Consider the following 16,411-nt stretch of genomic DNA (forward strand, 5'->3'; position numbering starts at 1 on the left):
AAAAGTTTTATGGAAAAGATTGGTAGAACAAAAATTGTTGATCTGTTGAAGCGCGAAGATTTTGGCGCTATGGTCAATGTGAAAGGATGGGTTCGCACCCGTAGAGGTAGCAAACAAGTTAACTTTATCGCACTGAATGACGGTTCTACAATAAATAATGTGCAGATCGTAGTGGATCTGGCTAATTTCGATGAAGAGATGCTGAAACTGATTACTACCGGAGCTTGTATAAGCGTGAACGGGGTAATGGTGGAATCGGTAGGTTCCGGTCAGAAAGTAGAAGTGCAGGCTAAAGAAATCGAAGTGCTGGGTACTTGCGACAATACATATCCATTGCAGAAAAAAGGTCACTCCATGGAATTCTTGCGCGAAATCGCTCACTTGCGTCCGCGTACCAATACCTTTGGTGCAGTGTTCCGCATTCGTCACAATATGGCGATTGCTATTCACAAGTTTTTCCATGAAAAGGGATTTTTCTATTTCCATACACCGATTATTACAGGGTCTGACTGTGAAGGTGCCGGACAGATGTTCCAGGTAACTACCATGAATCTGTATGACTTGAAGAAAGACGAAAGAGGTTCTATCTCTTATGATGACGACTTCTTCGGCAAGCAGACAAGTCTGACTGTATCCGGCCAGCTGGAAGGTGAACTGGCTGCTACGGCGATGGGTGCTATCTATACATTCGGTCCTACATTCCGTGCTGAAAACTCCAATACTCCCCGCCACTTGGCAGAGTTCTGGATGATTGAGCCGGAAGTGGCTTTCAACGACATTGCTGACAATATGGACTTGGCAGAAGAGTTCATTAAATATTGTGTGAAATGGGCGTTGGATAACTGTGCGGATGATGTGAAGTTCCTGAACGATATGTTCGACAAGGGCTTGATTGAACGTCTGCAAGGTGTGTTGAAGGATGATTTCGTTCGTCTGCCTTATACAGAGGGTATCAAGATTCTGGAAGATGCTGTTGCCAAAGGACACAAGTTTGAGTTTCCGGTTTACTGGGGAGTAGACTTGGCTTCCGAACACGAACGTTATCTGGTGGAAGAGCACTTTAAACGTCCGGTGATTCTGACTGATTATCCGAAGGAGATCAAGGCCTTCTATATGAAGCAGAATGAGGATGGGAAGACAGTGCGTGCAATGGATGTTCTTTTCCCGAAAATCGGTGAAATCATTGGTGGTTCTGAACGTGAAGCGGACTATAACAAATTGATGACTCGTATTGAAGAGATGCATATCCCGATGAAGGATATGTGGTGGTATCTGGATACACGTAAGTTCGGTACTTGTCCTCACTCCGGTTTTGGACTCGGTTTTGAGCGTCTGTTGCTGTTTGTGACAGGTATGTCAAATATCCGTGACGTGATACCGTTCCCGCGTACACCGAGAAATGCTGAATTCTAATATTTTGGTATATTTATGTAAAACTCGCATAATCTTTCGATTGTGCGAGTTTTTTTTATTCCTTTGATTGTTATTTTCTCAAAATAAATCTTTATATTTGGACATACGCATTCAAGAGTGTTAACTAAAATCATATTGTCATGAAAAAACTCTATTTCTTTACCATGCTTTCAATTATGTTGTTAGCGGTAACAGGTGCGATGGCCCAGAAGAAAACTAAGTTTAAACCGGCCGATTTAAAAGGGATTTGGCAGTTGTGCCATTATGTATCAGAATCTCCCGATGTTCCGGGATCGTTGAAACCCAGTAATACATTTAAGGTATTGAGTGATGACGGCAGAATCGTGAATTTTACCATTATTCCCGGTTCTGATGCGATTATTACCGGATATGGTACCTATAAACAGTTGACTGATGATTCTTATAAGGAGAGTATCGAGAAGAACATCCACCTTCCGATGCTCGATAATCAGGACAATATTCTGGAATTTGAGATTAAAGATAATGATTACCTGCATTTGAAATACTTCATCAAGAACGATTTGAACGGAAATGAGTTGAATGCTTGGTATTATGAAACCTGGAAACGGGTGGAAATGCCGGCTAAGTTTCCGGAGGATATTGTGAGATAAATGAGATTGTAATATAGATTCTTTGTTGTTTTTTTGACCTCCCCGGTATAAATCCGGAGGAGGTCTTTTTATTTTCTTCACCTTATCTGTAAATATAGTAAGTTCCCCTTGTCATTCAACCCGATAAATCCAAAAAAAGCTAGAAATAGTTTGCCATTTCAAAGAAAAGCCGTACTTTTGCAAGCCGATTATTATCACAAAATGATAAGAGATTAATTCATAGCAAGTTAGTCCTCCTTTGTCCGGGGAGGTTAATATGTGGTGAAGAAAATTTTTAGTAGTAACATTTAAAAAACAAATTTAAGAGTGGATACTTTAAGTTACAAGACCATTTCTGCAAACAAAGCGACTGTAACCAAAGAATGGGTTATCGTTGACGCTACAGACCAAACACTAGGTCGTCTGGGAGCAAAAGTTGCAAAATTGCTGAGAGGAAAGTACAAACCGAACTTTACTCCTCACGTAGACTGCGGTGATAACGTTATCATCATCAATGCAGACAAAGTAAAACTGACTGGTAACAAATGGAATGACAGAGTTTATTTGTCATACACAGGTTATCCTGGTGGTCAGAGAGAAATGACTCCTGCCCGTTTGATCACTAAACCGAACGGTGAAGAGAGATTACTGAAAAAAGTAGTGAAAGGCATGCTGCCCAAGAATATTCTGGGAGCTAAATTGCTGGGTAACTTGTATGTTTACGCTGGTAGCGAACACAAACACGAAGCTCAGAGCCCGAAAATGATTGATATTAATTCATATAAATAAGATATAATGGAAGTAGTAAATGCATTAGGCAGACGTAAACGTGCAATCGCACGTGTATTCGTAAGCGAAGGTACAGGAAAGATTACTATTAACAAGAGAGACCTTGCAGAGTACTTTCCATCAACTATACTTCAGTATGTTGTAAAACAACCATTGAACAAGCTGGGTGCTGCTGAGAAGTATGACATCAAGGTTAACTTGTGTGGTGGTGGTTTCACTGGTCAGTCTCAGGCATTGCGTTTGGCAATCGCTCGTGCATTGGTTAAGATGAACGCTGAAGATAAGGCTGCACTTCGTGCTGAAGGCTTCATGACTCGTGACCCACGTTCTGTAGAACGTAAGAAACCGGGACAGCCGAAAGCTCGTAGAAGATTCCAGTTCAGCAAGCGTTAATGTGCTGCCTGACCGAGGAATATGTTTAGTATCTAAACTACTGGGACTCTGTTCATAGACTACCCGGCGGTTGGTTTAGAAAAAACAAAAAAGAAAGTAAACGATTTAAAGAAAAAACAAGATGTCAAGAACAAATTTTGATACTTTATTGGAAGCCGGTTGCCACTTCGGACACCTTAAGAGAAAGTGGAACCCTGCAATGGCTCCTTATATTTTCATGGAACGCAATGGTATTCACATCATTGACCTCCACAAAACAGTTGCAAAAGTAGACGAAGCTGCTGAAGCTTTGAAACAGATTGCCAAATCAGGCAAGAAAGTTCTTTTTGTTGCTACTAAAAAACAAGCTAAACAAGTTGTAGCTGAGAAAGCTCAATCTGTTAATATGCCTTATGTAATCGAGCGCTGGCCGGGTGGTATGTTGACCAACTTCCCGACTATCCGTAAGGCTGTGAAGAAGATGGCTACTATCGATAAATTGACTAACGATGGTACATATTCTAACCTTTCTAAGAGAGAAGTTCTTCAGATCTCTCGTCAACGTGCAAAATTGGACAAGACTTTGGGCTCTATCGCTGACCTGACTCGTCTGCCGTCTGCATTGTTCGTTATCGACGTAATGAAAGAAAATATCGCAGTTCGTGAAGCTAACCGTCTGGGTATCCCTGTATTTGGTATCGTTGATACTAACTCTGATCCTACAAACGTTGACTTCGTAATTCCTGCTAACGATGACGCTACTAAGTCAGTAGAGGTTATCCTTGACGCTTGCTGTGCTGCAATGATCGAAGGCTTGGAAGAAAGAAAAGCTGAAAAGATCGACATGGAAGCAGCTGGTGAAGCTCCTGCTAACAAAGGCAAGAAAAAATCAGTGAAAGCAAGACTTGACAAGTCTGACGAAGAAGCTATCAATGCAGCGAAAGCTGCTGCCTTCATCAAGGAAGACGAAGAGGCTTAATTATATAATGTGCCAATTTGCTAATGTGCAAGAGTATGCTTATACACTTGCATCTTGATTGGCAGATTGGCACATTTTTTGTTTTGAAAATTATTATTCATTTAAATAAAGGAAATTATTATGGCTGTAACTATGGCTGATATTACCAAGCTGCGTAAAATGACCGGAGCTGGTATGATGGACTGTAAGAATGCATTGACAGAAGCTGAAGGCGATTACGACAAGGCAATGGAAATTATCCGTAAGAAAGGACAAGCTGTTGCTGCTAAGCGTTCAGAACGTGATGCTTCTGAAGGTTGTGTTTTGGCTAAGACTACTGGTGAATATGCCGTTGTCATTGCTTTGAAGTGTGAAACTGACTTTGTTGCTCAGAATGCTGATTTTGTGAAACTGACTCAGGACATTCTGGACCTTGCTGTGGCTAACAAATGCAAGACATTGGACGAAGTAAAAGCATTGCCGATGGGTAACGGTACTGTACAGGATGCAGTGGTTGACCGTAGCGGTATTACTGGTGAGAAAATGGAGCTTGATGGTTACATGACTGTAGAGGGAGTAAGCACTGCTGTTTACAATCACATGAACAGAAACGGTCTCTGCACAATCGTTGCTTTCAACAAGAACGTTGACGAGCAGTTGGCTAAACAAGTAGCTATGCAGATTGCTGCAATGAACCCGATCGCTATTGATGAAGATGGTGTTTCTGAAGAAGTAAAAGAAAAGGAAATTGCTGTTGCTATCGAGAAAACAAAAGCAGAACAGGTACAGAAAGCTGTAGAAGCTGCTCTGAAGAAAGCCAACATCAACCCTGCTCATGTAGATAGCGAAGAGCACATGGAAAGTAATATGGCTAAGGGCTGGATTACAGCTGAAGATATAGCTAAGGCAAAGGAAATCATTGCTACCGTTTCTGCTGAAAAGGCTGCACACCTGCCGGAACAAATGATTCAGAACATCGCTAAGGGTCGTCTGGGTAAGTTCTTGAAAGAAGTTTGTCTGCTGAATCAGGAAGATATCATGGATGCTAAGAAGACTGTAAGAGAAGTATTGGCAGCTGCTGATCCTGAACTGAAGGTTCTTGACTTCAAGCGTTTCACTTTGAAAGCTGAATAATCTATCTCAAAAAGATAACAAGATAAGGGCGGAAATCATTAGAATTCCGCCCTTTGTCATTATCCTCCGACACCTTTGGTCTTTGTATATCCTTCTTTTATTAACAGGTCTATTACTTTCTGCTTGAAATCTCCTTGTACGATGATTTCTCCGTCTTTGGCCGAACCTCCGACTCCACATTTGCTTTTCAGAAGTTTTCCAAGTTCTTTCTGGTCATTCTCCGTACCTACGAATCCGGTGATGAGTGTAACGACTTTACCTCCACGATTTTTTCTGTCGAGAGAAACCCGAAGATTTTGTTTGTTTTTATCCAGCGTCACTTGTTCCTGATCATCATCCATATCATAGTTAAAATCAGGATTTGTAGAATAAACTACATTCAGCCTATCTTTCCAATCATTATTTTTCATATTCTTCTGCTTTTATTGTGTCAAAAGTAATATTTTGTGGGGAACCTTGCAATCTTTTGTCTATTTTGCCGTCTAATAATAAAACGAAATAAGACTAATAAACCGAAAATGATGAAACGATATATAGCGTTTGTTCTTATATGTTCTTTTACTATCTCTCTTTGGGCACAAACATTTAAAGGCAGAGTGGTTGACTTTGCGGGAAATCCGATACCCTACGCGGCACTTTATCTGAAAGAACTTAAAACAGGCTTTACTACCGATGATAATGGTTGTTTTCAGACTTCGCTCCAACCGGGACAATATACTTGTGAGGTTTCTTCTTTGGGATTCGCAGGACAAACGTTTTCCTTCTCCATATCTACCGGAGATTTGGAAAAGAATATCGTACTCTCGGAGCAGGTATACAGTTTGCGGGAAGTCAATGTAGTAAAAGGGGCGGAAGACCCTGCCTGTTCTGTGATGCGCAAAGCGATTGCCAATGCTCCTTATTACCGTACGCAGGTGAAAGGATTTAGAGCCGGTACTTATCTGAAAGGTACGGGGAAAATGAAGACCATTCCCGCTATTTTAAAGCTGTCAAAGGAAGTCAGGAAAGAGTCGAAGGAGCTTTTGGGTAAGTTGTTTGTGATGGAGGAACAGAGAGTGGTAACTTTCAAAGCTCCCTCTACCTGGGAGAATCAGGTAAAGGCTTATTCCAATTCTTTTCCGGAAGAGATGGAGGTCAGAATTGGTCTGACTACAATCAACTTTTACGAACCTGTTATTTTTGATAAGGTATCACCATTGAGTGCCGGAGCTTTTTCCTATTACCGTTTTAAGTTGGAAGGGTGTTATAGTGAAGGCAACTACTTGATCAATAAGATAAAAGTCATCCCTAAACAAGACAGCCCACGTCTGGTATCCGGAGATTTGTACATTGTGGAAGACCTTTGGTGTGTTTCTGCGGCTGAGCTTTCTATTCATATGGGTGGTTTAAAGGCTAAGGTTAAGGTTACTTGTAAAGAAGTTCAGCCCGCTGTTTTTCTTGCTACTTCCACAAGTATGTCTTGTGAAATCAAGATGATGGGATTTTCGGCAGAGGCTTCTTATCTGGCGGCGGTACATTATACGAATGTAGAAGTTGCAGACCGTCAGCAGGTAATGAATAGGGGGCTGTCTTCTTCTGATACTTCACTGAAGCAAAACCGAAAGCAGCAGAAGCTTGCAAGGCAGATAGAAGAACTGGCGGCAAAAGATGATTTGACTTTGAAAGAAGCCTATAAATTATCTAAGCTGATGGAAAAGAACATAGCTGAATCCGACTCTACACGTTCTTCGCATAAATATGAGCGCAAAGTGAGAAAAAGAGAGGTGAATGTGAAGACTGATTCGCTGGCAGGTGAAAAGGATTCGCTTTATTGGGCGGCTGTCAGGAGTGTTCCTTTGCGCCCGGAAGAAATACAGAGTTATGTTTATAAGGAAAAGTTATCCCTTTCCAAAGATTCACTTCAAGAGGATGATTCGATAAAGACATCCGTTGGAAGAAAGATCATTCAGACATTTCTTATGGGGAAAACTTTTCGTAGTCCTAATAAAAATGCATGGATCTCTTGGACCGGCCTGCCTTCCTATGTGCCTGAATATAATTTTGTAGATGGTTTTTGGCTGGGAGCCAAGTTTGAAACAGGACTGAAACTATCGGAAGCCTCTGTTTTACAATTTACTCCATCTGCATACTATACCTCTGCCCGTAAAGCGTTGGCAGGACAAGGTGAACTCTCTCTGAGCTATGCTCCGAGGCGACGAGGGTATATGGTACTGTCCGGTGGAATGCTTTCTGCCGATTATAATGGAGAAAGTGGAGAATCACGTCTGATAAATGGCGTTGCTTCTTCTTTCTTCGGACGAAATGATGTGAAACTTTATGAGAAACGTTTCCTGTCCTTACATCATCAGATTGAATTGGCAAACAGTTTGTTGTTTTCTACCTCACTTTCCTGGCAGCGTCGGCAGATGTTGGAGAATCATATACACCGGAGTTGGTTTAAGAAAGAGGCAGAACCGAATATTCCGGATAGCCGGGCATTCTATCCGATGCCTGAAAATGAACTGTTAAAAGCTTCGTTTGCTTTGGAATATACTCCGGTCCATTATTACCGGATGCAGAAAGGGAAAAAAGTGTATGAAGAATCCAGGTATCCTACTTTTACATTACGTTATGACCGGGCTTTCCCTTTGAAAGGTACGTTGTCTTCTCCATCCTATCATTTAGCGGAATTTTCCGCCAGACAGAACATAGAGTTCGGAATGTTTAATACGTTGGACTGGGCCGTTAATGCCGGAACTTTTTGGGATAAGAAAGGTATGCAGTTCCCCGATTTCAAACATTTTGCGACAACTGGTTTACCGGTGACCGAGCGCTCGTTTGACACAGGATTTTCTTTGTTGGATAATTATGCATACTCTACCAATACCCGATGGGTACAAGCTAATATTTCCTGGTACACTCCCTATTTATTGCTGAAATTTCTACCTTTCCTGAAAAAGAAGAATCTGGATGAAGCATTGCATCTCCGTACGCTTGCAGGATATGACCGGCGTCCCTATTCGGAAATCGGTTACTCCATCGGATTCCTGAAACTGGCACGGTTAGGCGTCTTCGTTGGCTTCGAGAGTCTGAAATACCGTTCGACCGGAGTTTCCGTCAGCATTCCTTTGTCAATGTTTGCAGGAGAGTAGCACCTGTGTAGAAATAGTATGAATCATTCTTGCAATTCCGAAAAAAAACGTATTTTTGTCAATCTTATAACCTGAATAAATAAAAGAAATGGCCGAGAACCAAAAGATACAGCAGATAGATTGTACGAAAGTGCCGGAGCCTACTTTGCGCAGGCTGCCTTGGTACTTGTCGAATGTCAAGTTGCTGAAGCAAAGAGGCGAACGCTTTGTCTCTTCTACGCAGATATCTAAGGAAATAAATATTGACGCTTCACAGATAGCAAAAGACTTGTCGTATGTGAATATCTCCGGACGTACACGTGTGGGGTACGAGGTTGATGCGCTCATCAGGGTTTTAGAGCACTTCCTGGGGTTTACGGAGATACATAAGGCTTTTCTTTTTGGAGTCGGTAGTCTGGGAGGCGCACTTTTGCAAGACTCCGGTCTGAAGCATTTCGGACTTGAGATTGTGGCTGCTTTCGATATTGACCCGACGTTGGTCGGTACTCACCTGAACGGAATTCCTGTTTACCATTCGGACGACTTTCTGAAGAAGATGGAAGAATATGACGTACAGATCGGTGTGTTGACTGTTCCTATCGAGATTGCCCAGTGTATCACGGATATGATGGTGGACGGAGGAATCAAGGCTGTCTGGAATTTTACCCCTTTCCGTATCCGTGTTCCGGAAGATATCGTGGTACAGAATACATCCCTTTATGCTCATCTGGCGGTTATGTTCAATCGCCTTAATTTTAACGAAATCAAATAATGAAGATTATTGCCGTAGGAATGAACTATGCCCTGCACAATCAGGAGCTGGGACATACATCTATAAATAAAGAACCGGTTATTTTCATGAAGCCCGATTCGGCTATTCTGAAAGATGGCAAACCGTTCTTTATCCCTGATTTTTCGAATGAAGTACATTATGAGACGGAGCTTGTTGTACGCATCAACCGTCTTGGAAAGAATATTTCTCCCCGTTTTGCCCATCGATATTATGACGCATTGACAGTTGGCATTGACTTTACCGCTCGTGATCTTCAGCGTAAATTTCGTGAAGCTGGTAATCCGTGGGAACTTTGCAAAGGTTTCGACTCTTCTGCCGCTATCGGCACTTTTGTTCCGGTAGAGCGCTATAAAGACATTCAGAATCTGAATTTCAATCTGATGATTGATGGCAAGGAGGTGCAACGTGGTTGTACAGCGGATATGCTCTTTAAAGTGGATGATATCATTGCTTACGTCAGCCAGTTCGTAACACTCAAAATAGGAGATTTACTATTCACGGGGACACCTGCCGGGGTAGGTCCGGTTAGTATCGGCCAGCATTTGCAGGGATATCTGGAAGGAGAAAAGTTGCTGGACTTCTATATACGTTGATCCGTATATTCTTTATTTGACTCATTTATTAAATAGTTTATGAAAATAAGAGTAGGTTTTGGCTTCGACGTACATCAGTTGGTCGAAGGCCGTGAATTGTGGTTGGGTGGTATTCGTCTGGAGCATGCTAAAGGATTGCTGGGACATTCGGATGCTGATGTATTACTGCATACGGTTTGCGACGCTTTGTTGGGAGCCGCTAATATGCGCGACATCGGCTATCATTTTCCGGATACTGCCGGAGAGTATAAAAATATCGATAGCAAGATTCTTTTGAAAAAGACAGTAGAACTGATTGCGACCAAAGGATACCGTGTCGGGAATATTGATGCGACTATTTGTGCGGAACGTCCCAAGCTGAAAGCTCATATTCCGTTGATGCAGGAGACGATGGCAGCCGTAATGGGTATCGATGCGGAGGACATCTCGATTAAAGCGACTACAACCGAAAAGCTGGGCTTTACCGGACGTGAAGAAGGTATTTCCGCTTATGCTACCGTGCTGATAGAGAAGGACTGATAAGAATTGCAGAACTTCTGAATGGCTGGCTATATGGGTCCGCTGATAGGTGAGCTTTCGTGCATTTGCTGTCTGTTTATGGTCAGTCCGTTATAAAGAAGATTACTAACCCCCTAAAACAATAAATAGTATGAACCGATCTTTAAAATTGTTCTTGGCACTGGTTTCTTTGTGTATGACCACCTTCTGTTTCGCTCAAAAGAGTGAATTACAGTTTAACAAAGATGGCAAGTTTAAAATAGTACAGTTCACTGACGTCCATTTTAAATATAAGAATCCCGCTTCCGACATAGCGCTGGAACGTATCAATCAGGTACTCGATGAAGAACAGCCTGATTTTGTAATCTTTACCGGTGATGTGGTTTATTCTGCTCCGGCAGACAAAGGCATGTTGCAGGTATTGGAACAGGTATCGAAGCGTAAACTACCTTTTGTAGTCACTTTCGGCAATCATGATAATGAGCAGGGAATGACACGGGAGCAATTATACGATATCATCCGTCAGGTACCGGGCAATCTGATGCCGGACCGGGGCTCGGCCCTTTCTCCGGATTATGTATTGACAGTAAAAGCATTTTCCGATGCAAAGAAGGACGCGGCTGTTCTCTATTGCATGGACTCCCATTCTTATTCTCCGTTGAAGGATGTGAAAGGTTACGCATGGCTTACGTTCGACCAAATCAATTGGTATCGTCAGCAGAGTGCTGCTTATACCGCACAGAACGGTGGGCAACCATTGCCGGCGCTTGCTTTTTTCCACATTCCTCTGCCGGAATATAATGAAGCGGCTTCTGATGAAAATGCCATTTTGCGCGGAACCCGTATGGAAGAAGCATGTGCGCCCAAACTGAATACGGGTATGTTTGCTGCAATGAAAGAGTCGGGTGATGTGATGGGAATGTTTGTTGGTCACGATCATGATAATGATTATGCGGTGATGTGGAAAGGAATCCTGTTGGCTTATGGTCGTTTTACTGGTGGAAATACAGAATATAATCACCTGCCGAATGGTGCCCGTATCATAGTGCTTGATGAAGGTGCCCGTACTTTCACTTCCTGGATTCGCCAGAAAGACGGTATCGTTGATAAGGTTAGCTATCCGGCAAGTTTCGTTAAGGACGATTGGACCAAACGTTAGCGATAGCCAGTTTCACATTGCTGAGGCGGGTATATTTGGAACCGTAGCTTTCGAACAGGCGTGATACCCGCGCCGATGCAACATATATAATTTCTCCCGGTCGATATTCATGCTCTATTCCGGATAGGGTACATGATATCGCACTGGGAGTTTTTGATGGGATGCTCATTGTCACTAGGTTGCCGCTGGCATCGTTTAACGTCAGTATTTGCTTCACGAAGAATTGCGGAGTTGTTCCATTTATTCTTGTCTTGTAGGGGTCATCTTCCAAACGCACCCGCATGACTTTCAGCTTTAAGTCTGTCAGCTTCTCGTTCACTTCTCCCAAATAGCGACTCGCCCGGCGTGTCTCTTTCGTTTTCCGCAGCATTATGTCCAGATGTACCGAATGGTAGGCCTGTGCTATTTTGACGAAACGTTCCTGTTTGGGAATCTTCGGGGTAAACTTGTAGGCGATCCAGCTCAGATAGGCGGGATCGATCTTTAGGATTTCGTGCAGGAAGTGTCCCCTGTATTTGCCGAAAAAGATGAGATCGTCACCATTGCTCTGCATTCTTTTCTCATTATAATCTACAAGAATGAGGCACCGTCGCGAATAATAAAATAGGGTGCTGGCCATTCGCAGAGACTCATTGATATCCGGAGACAAATCATGTATATAGAGAATCGATTGCTTTTCGGGCAGGGGAGAGTAGAGCCAAAGGGAGTAGTTGGGTTTTCCCGGTCGGGGCAACACCACCAGATAAACTCCTGCCTCTTTGAAAGAGGATCTGCCTCGGTTGTATTCATTCAGTTTGGCATACAATAAGGCTTGCTCGCTTTCGGAAATTCCCGGTAATTTTGGGTTAGCCATAATTGTTCTCGCTTTTGGTATAATTCAAATATACGGATTTTCTTTCAAAGAAGCAAGTCTCTCTGCTGTATAGATAGGGCTGTTAACGATCTTTTTTGTTTCTTTCTGTACGGATTTGAATGAAGAATTCCTGATTTCAATATCAGTTTCAACCGTTGAAACACTTTGTTTCATGCCTTGAAACTAAAAGTTTCATTGCTTGAAACCATTTGTTCCAAGGCATGAAACTAAAAGTATCAAGCGGTTCTTATGATTGAAAAAGCAGATTCTTTCGGCTATAAAAGAAGGAAGTGGAGGAATTAATTTATTTTCTCTTTGAAATCTTGTACATTTGTATTCTTGTAATTATAGGAAATTCGGATGAAAGAACGGAATAAAAGAGTATTAGTCGGTATGAGTGGCGGTATAGATAGCACTGCTACTTGTCTGATGCTACAGGAACAGGGATATGAAATAGTAGGAGTCACGATGCGTGTTTGGGGAGATGAGCCTCAGGATGCACGCGAGCTTGCCGCACGGATGGGAATTGAACATTATGTGGCTGATGAACGTATACCTTTCAAGGAGACTATTGTGCGGAATTTTATCGATGAGTACAAGCAAGGGCGTACCCCGAATCCGTGTGTGATGTGTAACCCCTTATTTAAATTCCGTGTATTGGCAGAATGGGCTGATAAACTGAATTGTGCTTACATTGCGACCGGACACTACTCTCGTTTGGAAGAGCGGAACGGGCACATTTATATTGTAGCGGGAGACGATGATAAAAAAGACCAGTCGTACTTCCTTTGGCAGTTGGGACAAGATGTGCTGAGGCGGTGTATCTTTCCATTAGGAGACTACACGAAAATAAAGGTGCGTGAGTATCTGGCAGAAAAAGGATATGAAGCGAAATCCAAAGAAGGTGAAAGCATGGAAGTCTGTTTCATCCAAGGAGATTACCGTGACTTTCTGCGCGAACAGTGTCCGGAATTGGATACAGAGATCGGCCCCGGGTGGTTTGTCAGTTCCGAAGGGGTGAAGCTGGGACAACACAAGGGAGCACCTTATTACACAATCGGCCAGCGGAAAGGGCTGGAGATTGCTTTGGGTAAGCCTGCTTATGTGTTGAAAATCAATCCGCAGAAGAATACCGTGATGTTGGGTGATGCCGAACAATTACAGACGGAATACATGCTTGCGGAACGAGACCGCATAGTAGATGAACAAGAGCTACTAGCTTGTGAAAGCCTTGCGGTGAGAATCCGTTATCGCAGCCGTCCGATACCTTGTCGGGTGAAGCGTCTGGAAGATGGACGCTTGTTTGTGCATTTCCGTGAGATAGCTTCGGCGGTGGCTCCCGGTCAGTCGGCGGTATTTTATGATGGACGGCGGGTGCTTGGCGGCGCGTTTATCGCTTCGCAACGCGGGATTGGTTTGGTGATCATAGAGAATAAGGATGAATTGTAGAATAAAATAAACAGAGAGATTCAGATGAAAAGATTAGTATTAGCAGCATTGATCCTGACTACAGCGGTGGGAGCATCTGCTCAATTTACCTCTACCGATACCTTGAAGTATCGGATCAGCCTCACAGATAAGGCTGCAACCACATATTCCATCAGGCAACCGGAGAAATTTCTTTCCAAGAAATCAATCGACCGCAGATTGAGACAGAAATTGGCTATTGACTCTACCGACTTGCCGGTCTGTAAGAAGTATGTAGATGCCATACGCAAGAAAGGCGTCCATATTCTCGTTACTGGGAAGTGGGACAATTTTGTGACAGTTTCCTGCAATGACAGTATGCTGATCCACCAAATAGCCAAACTGCCTTTTGTCCGTTCCATTGAGCAAGTATGGCAAGGCAAAGTGACGGCAGCTACAAAAAGAGATTCGTTGATTAATAATCCGCAGCGTTCGGACAGTCTGTATGGTCCTGCTATTACCCAAATAGAAATGAGCCGTGCGAACCTTCTCCACGATGCCGGATTTAAGGGGCAAGGCATGACCATTGCCGTGATTGATGCCGGATTTCATAATGCGGACAAAATCGAAGCGATGAAGAATATCCGTGTGCTTGGGACACGTGACTTTGTGAATCCCGAAGCGGACATTTATGCTGAAAGCAACCACGGTATGTCGGTACTGTCTTGTATGGCAATGAATCAGCCGAATGTCATGATCGGTACAGCGCCGGAAGCCTCCTACTGGCTACTCCGTAGTGAGGATGAATCTTCTGAACACTTGGTAGAACAGGATTATTGGGCGGCAGCCATCGAATTTGCCGATAGCGTGGGCGTGGACGTTGTGAATACGTCACTGGGGTATTACACTTTTGACGATCCGACAAAAAATTATCGCTACCGTGATTTGAACGGACACTATGCACTGATGTCACGGGAAGCTTCGAAAGCGGCTGATAAGGGTATGATCGTTGTTTGCAGTGCCGGAAACTCCGGTGGTGGTTCGTGGAAGAAGATTACTCCTCCGGGTGATGCGGAGAATGTGCTGACTGTGGGAGCTATTGATAAAAAGAAGTTGCTGGCTTCTTTCTCTTCTATCGGCAATACAGCCGACGGACGCGTAAAACCGGACGTAGTAGCCGTCGGTTCCAAAGCAGACATCATAGGTACAGACGGTAATCTTCGTCTGGCAAACGGGACTTCTTTTTCTTCGCCTATCATGTGTGGAATGGTAACTTGTCTTTGGCAGGCTTGTCCGAACTTGACTGCAAAAGAAGTGATCGAACTGGTCCGCAGTGTAGGCGACAGATCCGATTTCCCGGACAATATTTACGGTTATGGCATTCCGGACCTTTGGAAAGCTTATCAAATGAACAAGGAATAACGCTTATTCTTTATTCATTATTCATCATACTTCATTCAAACTATGGATTCTCTTTCCCTTTTAGAACTAAATGCGCTTGTCAGGCGAAGTCTGGAACAATGTCTTCCCGACGAATATTGGATACAGGCAGAATTGAGCGATGTCCGTTCCAATACTACGGGACATTGTTATCTGGAGTTTGTGCAGAAAGACTCTCGCAGCAATAATCTTGTAGCCAAGGCGCGCGGCATGATATGGAGCAATATCTATCGTTTGCTGAAACCTTACTTTGAGGAAACTACCGGACAGTTGTTTACTTCCGGCATTAAAGTACTGGTGAAGGTTACGGTTCAGTTCCACGAACTTTATGGTTATAGTCTGACTGTGCTCGATATTGATCCTGCCTATACATTAGGAGATATGGCTCGCCGCCGTCGCGAGATACTGTTGCAGCTGGAAGAAGAAGGGGTGCTGACATTGAATAAAGAACTGGAAATGCCGCTTCTGCCTCAACGTATTGCAGTCATTTCCTCTGCTACCGCAGCAGGATACGGAGATTTTTGTCATCAGTTGCAGCACAATCCCGGCGGATTCTTTTTCTATACCGAACTATTTCCGGCTTTGATGCAGGGCAATCAAGTGGAAGAATCAGTACTGGCAGCATTGGATCGTATTAATGACCGGATTCATGAATTTGATGTAGTTGTCATTATACGGGGTGGAGGGGCGACCTCGGACTTGTCCGGTTTTGATACATACCTGCTGGCAGCTGCGTGTGCGCAGTTTCCGTTGCCCATCATTACCGGTATCGGTCATGAACGGGATGATACGGTACTCGACTCTGTAGCACATACGCGGGTGAAAACACCGACGGCTGCTGCTGAACTTCTGATCCACCGCATCACCGAGTCGGCAGAACGTCTGGAAGAGTTATCCGCCCGTCTGCAACAAGGGGCATATTCCCTGCTCGAGCAGGAGTGGCGGAGGCTGGAAATGATTCATTCCCGTATCCCGAGCCTTGTTCATCGGAAACTTACGGATGCCCGTTTCACTTTGCTGACAGTCCAAAAGGATTTGTCGCAAGGGGTGCAGGCTCTGTTGTCCCGCCATCATCATCGGTTGGAACTGTTACAGCAGCGTGTAGCGGACGCCTCCCCCGACAAACTGCTGAGTCGTGGATATAGCATCACGCTGAAAGATGGAAAAGCGGTCACGGATGCCGCTTCATTGCTCCCCGGAGATCAGCTGGTTACTCGTCTGGCTAAAGGAAGTTTCACTTCTGAAGTCCGGCACCGATGAAGCCACCCTCCGGCACCGATG

At 43.7% G+C, this 16,411-nt stretch carries 16 protein-coding genes; 14 read left to right on the forward strand and 2 right to left on the reverse strand.

The genetic code is table 11. From position 1 onward, the window contains the following. Positions 1-9 precede the first annotated feature (9 nt). The 6 genes from asnS (at position 10) to tsf (ending at position 5,277) form a co-directional block, all read left to right on the forward strand. Complete coding sequence (gene asnS / locus HMPREF2794_RS26550; RefSeq protein WP_070753159.1) at positions 10-1,413, forward strand: asparagine--tRNA ligase; 1,404 nt, start codon at positions 10-12, stop codon at positions 1,411-1,413. Between the two features lie 140 nt (positions 1,414-1,553). Next, positions 1,554-2,045 (forward strand): DUF4488 domain-containing protein, encoded by a 492-nt coding sequence (locus tag HMPREF2794_RS26555; protein WP_010536507.1) that lies wholly within the window; start codon positions 1,554-1,556, stop codon positions 2,043-2,045. A gap of 306 nt (positions 2,046-2,351) precedes the next feature. Further along, positions 2,352-2,813, forward strand: a complete 462-nt coding sequence (rplM, locus tag HMPREF2794_RS26560) for a 50S ribosomal protein L13 (protein ID WP_008760800.1) — start codon at positions 2,352-2,354, stop codon at positions 2,811-2,813. Positions 2,814-2,819: 6 nt separating this feature from the next. Then, positions 2,820-3,206 carry a 30S ribosomal protein S9 gene (gene rpsI, locus HMPREF2794_RS26565; protein WP_008760801.1) on the forward strand — a complete coding sequence of 129 codons (387 nt, stop codon included), beginning with the start codon at positions 2,820-2,822 and terminating at the stop codon, positions 3,204-3,206. A 121-nt stretch (positions 3,207-3,327) separates the two neighbouring features. Then, on the forward strand, positions 3,328-4,164 hold the full coding sequence (gene rpsB / locus HMPREF2794_RS26570) for a 30S ribosomal protein S2 (protein WP_008760802.1): 837 nt from the start codon (positions 3,328-3,330) through the stop codon (positions 4,162-4,164). A gap of 120 nt (positions 4,165-4,284) precedes the next feature. Next, complete coding sequence (gene tsf, locus HMPREF2794_RS26575) at positions 4,285-5,277, forward strand: translation elongation factor Ts (protein WP_055271291.1); 993 nt, start codon at positions 4,285-4,287, stop codon at positions 5,275-5,277. Positions 5,278-5,336: 59 nt separating this feature from the next. Here tsf and HMPREF2794_RS26580 read toward each other — a convergent pair whose 3' ends face one another. Continuing rightward, positions 5,337-5,687 (reverse strand): translation initiation factor, encoded by a 351-nt coding sequence (locus tag HMPREF2794_RS26580; RefSeq protein WP_010536509.1) that lies wholly within the window; start codon positions 5,685-5,687, stop codon positions 5,337-5,339. 111 nt (positions 5,688-5,798) lie between these two features. Between HMPREF2794_RS26580 and HMPREF2794_RS26585 the strand changes: the two genes are divergently transcribed. The 5 genes from HMPREF2794_RS26585 to HMPREF2794_RS26605 all read left to right on the forward strand — a co-directional run bounded on the left by HMPREF2794_RS26585 (position 5,799) and on the right by HMPREF2794_RS26605 (position 11,430). Next, a complete protein-coding gene (locus HMPREF2794_RS26585; RefSeq protein ID WP_070753180.1) occupies positions 5,799-8,408 on the forward strand; it encodes a DUF5686 and carboxypeptidase regulatory-like domain-containing protein in 2,610 nt (869 codons plus the stop codon). Positions 8,409-8,496: 88 nt separating this feature from the next. Continuing rightward, positions 8,497-9,159 (forward strand): redox-sensing transcriptional repressor Rex, encoded by a 663-nt coding sequence (locus HMPREF2794_RS26590; RefSeq protein WP_022300870.1) that lies wholly within the window; start codon positions 8,497-8,499, stop codon positions 9,157-9,159. Continuing rightward, complete coding sequence (locus HMPREF2794_RS26595) at positions 9,159-9,773, forward strand: fumarylacetoacetate hydrolase family protein (RefSeq protein WP_010536512.1); 615 nt, start codon at positions 9,159-9,161, stop codon at positions 9,771-9,773. Before HMPREF2794_RS26590 ends, HMPREF2794_RS26595 begins: the two co-directional genes overlap by 1 nt. 39 nt (positions 9,774-9,812) lie before the next feature. Next, positions 9,813-10,292 carry a 2-C-methyl-D-erythritol 2,4-cyclodiphosphate synthase gene (ispF, locus tag HMPREF2794_RS26600; protein ID WP_010536513.1) on the forward strand — a complete coding sequence of 160 codons (480 nt, stop codon included), beginning with the start codon at positions 9,813-9,815 and terminating at the stop codon, positions 10,290-10,292. Positions 10,293-10,422: 130 nt separating this feature from the next. Further along, positions 10,423-11,430 (forward strand): metallophosphoesterase family protein, encoded by a 1,008-nt coding sequence (locus tag HMPREF2794_RS26605; protein ID WP_010536514.1) that lies wholly within the window; start codon positions 10,423-10,425, stop codon positions 11,428-11,430. Here HMPREF2794_RS26605 and HMPREF2794_RS26610 read toward each other — a convergent pair. Then, positions 11,405-12,283 (reverse strand): exodeoxyribonuclease X C-terminal domain-containing protein, encoded by an 879-nt coding sequence (locus HMPREF2794_RS26610; protein ID WP_010536515.1) that lies wholly within the window; start codon positions 12,281-12,283, stop codon positions 11,405-11,407. The two genes, HMPREF2794_RS26605 and HMPREF2794_RS26610, sit on opposite strands and share 26 nt — an antisense overlap. 360 nt (positions 12,284-12,643) lie before the next feature. Between HMPREF2794_RS26610 and mnmA the strand changes: the two genes are divergently transcribed. The 3 genes from mnmA to xseA are packed head-to-tail and all read left to right on the forward strand — an operon-like array spanning position 12,644 to position 16,390. Then, positions 12,644-13,732 (forward strand): tRNA 2-thiouridine(34) synthase MnmA, encoded by a 1,089-nt coding sequence (gene mnmA / locus HMPREF2794_RS26615; RefSeq protein WP_022300866.1) that lies wholly within the window; start codon positions 12,644-12,646, stop codon positions 13,730-13,732. Between the two features lie 24 nt (positions 13,733-13,756). Then, the gene (locus tag HMPREF2794_RS26620) at positions 13,757-15,112 is read left to right on the forward strand and encodes a S8 family peptidase (protein WP_010536517.1); all 1,356 of its coding nucleotides are present in this window, start codon (positions 13,757-13,759) and stop codon (positions 15,110-15,112) included. Between the two features lie 42 nt (positions 15,113-15,154). Further along, positions 15,155-16,390, forward strand: coding sequence for an exodeoxyribonuclease VII large subunit (gene xseA / locus HMPREF2794_RS26625; RefSeq protein WP_070753161.1), 1,236 nt, complete (start codon positions 15,155-15,157; stop codon positions 16,388-16,390). Positions 16,391-16,411: the final 21 nt, after the last annotated feature.

The organism is Bacteroides sp. HMSC067B03 (genome assembly GCF_001811315.1).
GTDB classification, from domain to species: domain Bacteria; phylum Bacteroidota; class Bacteroidia; order Bacteroidales; family Bacteroidaceae; genus Bacteroides; species Bacteroides faecis.